The sequence below is a fragment of the Paraburkholderia humisilvae genome, from assembly GCF_902859855.1.
GTDB classification, from domain to species: domain Bacteria; phylum Pseudomonadota; class Gammaproteobacteria; order Burkholderiales; family Burkholderiaceae; genus Paraburkholderia; species Paraburkholderia humisilvae.
The window spans coordinates 1-4,534 of sequence record NZ_CADIKH010000184.1 but is presented as its reverse complement, the minus strand read 5'-3'; the positions used below and the strand labels follow the sequence as shown (position 1 = coordinate 4,534).

Below are 4,534 nucleotides of genomic sequence, written 5' to 3'. Positions count from 1 at the left end.
GTTTGATTTTTTGCTGGTTTCCGACTTCGACAATCAGATTCTCAGCTGAAACCTCCACCGCTTTCAACTTCCCGCCTCAACTCCCCCGTACACCACTTTCGACTTTAGCTCACTGACGACGGCGTCCGCGCGAAGCAGCACGTGGCAGCAATCCTCTGATTGCGGCCCATTCGATGTTGTTCATATCGCTCGGATAACGCTTCGTTTTCTGTGCCCACTTTACCTGGCGATCCCTGATGCTGTGTTTTCCACTTCTCTTATTTAAACTACATCCGACTCTAACGTCCAAACGGGCTCTTAGATTGGAGATGGTCCCGGTCCTAACGACGTGGCAACCTCGGAGGCGAACGGACCCGAGGAGATTCGCCGGACGTCACGGTGTCGCTTTATTATCTGGGTTACGGAATAAACATTCGGGAAACGTCACATGTTGCTGGGGCACAAGAAGAGGCTTAATCAAATTGATCTTGATAGCGGCGCCCATCGCCGGCGTTTGACTATCAGAGATTGAATGTCATCCTCATTAAGTGCGTGACGGTGCGTCGGACGATGGCCCGGGCATCCCTCTGCGCGTCTATTCAGGCAGGTACGTCCAGGTGATTGGGCAGAAGTCCTGAGGTGGCAGGTGAATTAAAGTCGCTCGTAGGTTGGAATTTTTTGGTCGGGAAATGATCATCCGTTATGCCAAGCTCGCGAGAACTCTCGCCAGAGAGCGACGGCGGAGTTATTGTTGCTTGCGCAACCACTGAAGGCCAAACTTGCGTAAGAACCGCTGGGCGCCGCTCTGGCTATTATCGCAGCGCCCGTTCCGCCTCAGTCGAGACTGATCATGACACGACGAGTTCTGCCTCGAACTTTTCCGCCTTGTTGTGCTCGAGGATAAAGTCGCGGATTTGCGGATAGATAATGGAGCGCCATCGGCGGCCCGAGAAAATGCCATAGTGTCCGCACTTCTCGGCGGTGAAGTGCCGGCGGTGCTTCGTTGAAGTACCGGTGCACAGGTCGTGCGCGGCCTTCGTTTGACCGGCGCCGGCGATATCGTCGAGTTCCCCCTCAACGGTAAACAGGGCGGTGTTCGTGATGTCCTGCGGACGCACGAGCTCGCCGTCGACTTTCCACGTGCCTTCCGCGAGCCGGAATTCCTGGAACACGACTTGGATTGTCTGCAGGTAGTACTCGGCAGCCATGTCGAGCACCGCGTTGTATTCGTCATAGAAACGGCGGTGTGCCTCAGCGTCCTCTTCGTCGCCGTGTAACAGGCTCTGATAGAAGTCCCGATGCGACTCCGCGTGCCGCTCCGGATTCATCGCGACAAAGCCCGCATGCTGCAGGAAGCCTGGATAGACCTTGCGCCCGACGCCCGGATAGTTCGATGGCACGTCATAGATCACATTTGTCTCGAACCAGTTAAGCGAGTGCTGTGTCGCGAGCGAATCGACCGAAGTCGGACTCTTGCGCGCGTCGATCGGGCCGCCCATCATCGTCATCGTGCGCGGCGTGCCCTCGCCGCGGCTTGCCATCAGCGAGATCGCCGCGAGCACCGGTACGGTCGGCTGGCAAACCGAAATGACGTGCAGATTCTTCGCGCCGATATGGCGGATGAACTCCTGGATGTACGCGACGTAGTCGTCGAGATCGAACGAACCATCCACCAGAGGCACCATCCGCGCATCGGTCCAGTCGGTGATGTACACCTTGTGGTCCTGCAGCAGCGTGCGCACGGTGTCGCGTAGGAGCGTCGAATGGTGGCCCGATAGCGGCGCGCAGACCAGCACGACGGGTTCGTCGTTTAGTTGCGCGAGGGCATCGGGATCGTCGGCAAAGCGCTTGAACCGCATCAGCCGGCAAAACGGCTTTTCGATGATCGTCTGCTCGACAATGGGGATGTTGTGGCCGTCCTTGACGATCTGATGCAGATCGAAACCGGGCTTCTCGTAGTTCTTGCCGAGGCGGTACAGCAGTTCGTAGCCCGCCGATAGACGAGTCGCGCCCGGAATATACGCAAGCGGACTGGCCGGATTCGAAAGTGATTGCGATGCGGCGTGAGCCCAGGCGGTGAGCGGGTTAAATAGTGAACGCTGGAATTCATGAAATTGATAAAGCATGGTCGCTCCAGTATTTTTGCGTGGTGTGGGGAGCCCGTCGACACCCCCGATGGCGAATTTCGCTTAAAAAAATAATCAAATTTGGATGAAATCTCTTAAGAGCCAGGTCGTGATGCTTTGATGCTTCGATCAATTTATGACATCTCTCTGGGTTCCGCTGTTTAGTGCACGTAAACCAAGTTTCGGGGCCCTTCAAGCGACTCAGTGCGTGTCGGCGCAGGGCGGGTGCAATAAATGTCCCTCGTTTATTCTCAAAACTCTCTCCCGTTCTACGTGTGATGTGCTTGCAGGCTATGAGCAGTTTCTTGACGCGTGCAGGTATTGAGCCAGCGCGATACGGATTAGGCCAACGATTAGCATCGTAGAGTCCAATGTCGCGTCGCTGCACCACTCTGCAAGATGAATTACGTCTTCGCGAAATCAATGTTAGGGAAGACGAAGAAGCAGGGTGTCAACATTTGTTAAGGGGAGGAGATGGCGCGTGTCGCGGCACCGATGAAGCTTCTTCGCAGAGATGTTGTCAAGCGTTGGCGAACATGTGTCCCAGAAACGTGACTCGTCGGATTCGGCGGGACCCCGAGGTACGACGGGAAACACGATGCCGTCCGGATCCGGATGCTCAGGGTTATGGCGTCGCAGGTGGCGCTCGGCGTCATTAGTGTGACAACGGTGTCGACGACTGAATGTGCTGACGTGTTCGGTCGCCGCGTGTGGGCACTACTCAAACTTTCCGGGATGTCGCCCTTGCGGGCCCCGTACGCGTGCTGTTGTTGGCGCTTTGCTAACTCGCATTGATCTGCATCGCTATAACCTTTGGATCGGCTATTCGACGAGAAGCCCAAGGCTTGCTGCCGACGTTTATGTGCCCCGCTGAGTGACTGATCGATAGCGGTTGAAGCCGGTTTTTGTTTGCCGTCGCTTCCCACGCATGGCGCACCACATTTGTCAAGTTATAACCATTTCAATGCGATTTTATATTAATATCCCTGCTATTGGGGGCTGCATTTGTTGTTTTAGGAAAAATTTCTGCAAATTTATTCGATTATTATGTGATCAGATAGTTCGTTGTTTTTTGTGATGTTAAGGCTGCGCTGTTGACGGACCCCTTGAGTAAGCATAGATTCGAGACCGTACTAGGGCTCGTATTCATGATTGGTAGCGAGACCCGAGACTGGTCCTGAGCCCACTTGAAGGGCGACGCGGTCCGGGACGGTATTTCGCCTCCTGATTGTTTGACGAAGTCAAATCTACATGCACCCGCTCGGTGGTGCATCCGATGAAAAAATCTGTTCCTGCGTTCTTGTAACGAACGCCATGCCTGATCAGATTGCTTGAAATATATGGTCAAGTGTGATTCGAAAAAAGGAAATCGGATGAAATTGATGCAAATTAATGCGTCCGCCCGCGGGGTGGACAGTGAGTCACTGTTCATTTCAAGTGCCTTTGTTTCTGAATTGATAAGTTATACTGAAGTCGATCTCGACACCTACAATCTGTTCGAGGATTCTCTGCCGGAATTTGGCGCCGTCGCTTCAAGCGCAAAAATGTCTATCCTCAGGGGGGGCGATCTGAGTATTGATCAAAAAACGGTGTGGGGAGAAATAAAGCGGGTGTTTGAGCGCTTCGCCGCGGCGGACGCCTATGTCTTCAACGTTCCCTTGTGGAATAATGGGGTTCCGTATAAGTTGAAGCAATTTATCGATGTTGTCACGCAGCCCGGATTGGCATTTGAATTCGATGTTGAAAACGGATATATTGGCCTCATGCGCGGAAGGAAATCCCTTGTCATTCATGCAAGTGGTGTCTATTACGAGGGCGTAGCGACTAGTTTCGGATCGGATTTTTCAACTCCGTACGTCGAGCACTGGCTGCAGTTTATCGGAGTTGAGTCGATTCAGCATGTTCATGTTGCCCCTACGGTTTTGAACACCAATTTCTTCAAAACGAAAGGGGAGGCTGAGGTACTGGTACGGAATCTGGCGCGCAATTGGTTGGGAAAATAGGGTTCTTCCATGCGCGACCGTCAGGCATTTCGCATCGGCGATCCGATCCATAGCCTTGGCGGAAGATGGGCTCTGAGCAGTGGCGTTAATGTTACATAAATCCGTCTGTTGCGCGTCGGACCGACGTTTACGCGCAACAGAGGAGACGGTACCGCCGCTAACTTCATGTCGGACTGATATGATTTTCCGTGTCAATCGGTGTAGTGGTTTTCCGTCTTTTCATAGACAAATTCAGTTTCCTGAGGACGGCGCAGCAGTAATGTCGACGGTGGATCAGGCTGATATGCGCGGGTTGGATACCGCATTACAGTGGAGCGCCTCATGAGCCTGCCGCTACCTTACCGCGCAAGTCGGCCGATGGCCGTTGCGAAGTCCGAACGCGGGTTGCCCGAATGCCGGGCTGCGCCGTCTTCAGGAAGCTTTTTC

General features: G+C 53.8%; 2 protein-coding genes and 1 pseudogene. 1 reads left to right on the top strand and 2 read right to left on the bottom strand.

The window, feature by feature from the left end; translation table 11 throughout:
• Positions 1 to 112: 112 nt before the first annotated feature.
• Positions 113 to 254 (bottom strand): annotated as a pseudogene (locus HV796_RS44975) (IS5/IS1182 family transposase); the annotation flags it as partial.
• A gap of 573 nt (positions 255 to 827) precedes the next feature.
• Positions 828 to 2,105, bottom strand: coding sequence for a polyhydroxyalkanoate depolymerase (locus HV796_RS40365; protein WP_175233301.1), 1,278 nt, complete (start codon positions 2,103 to 2,105; stop codon positions 828 to 830).
• 1,373 nt (positions 2,106 to 3,478) lie between these two features.
• Between HV796_RS40365 and HV796_RS40360 the strand changes: the two genes are divergently transcribed.
• Positions 3,479 to 4,108, top strand: a complete 630-nt coding sequence (locus HV796_RS40360) for an FMN-dependent NADH-azoreductase (protein WP_175233300.1) — start codon at positions 3,479 to 3,481, stop codon at positions 4,106 to 4,108.
• Positions 4,109 to 4,534: the final 426 nt, after the last annotated feature.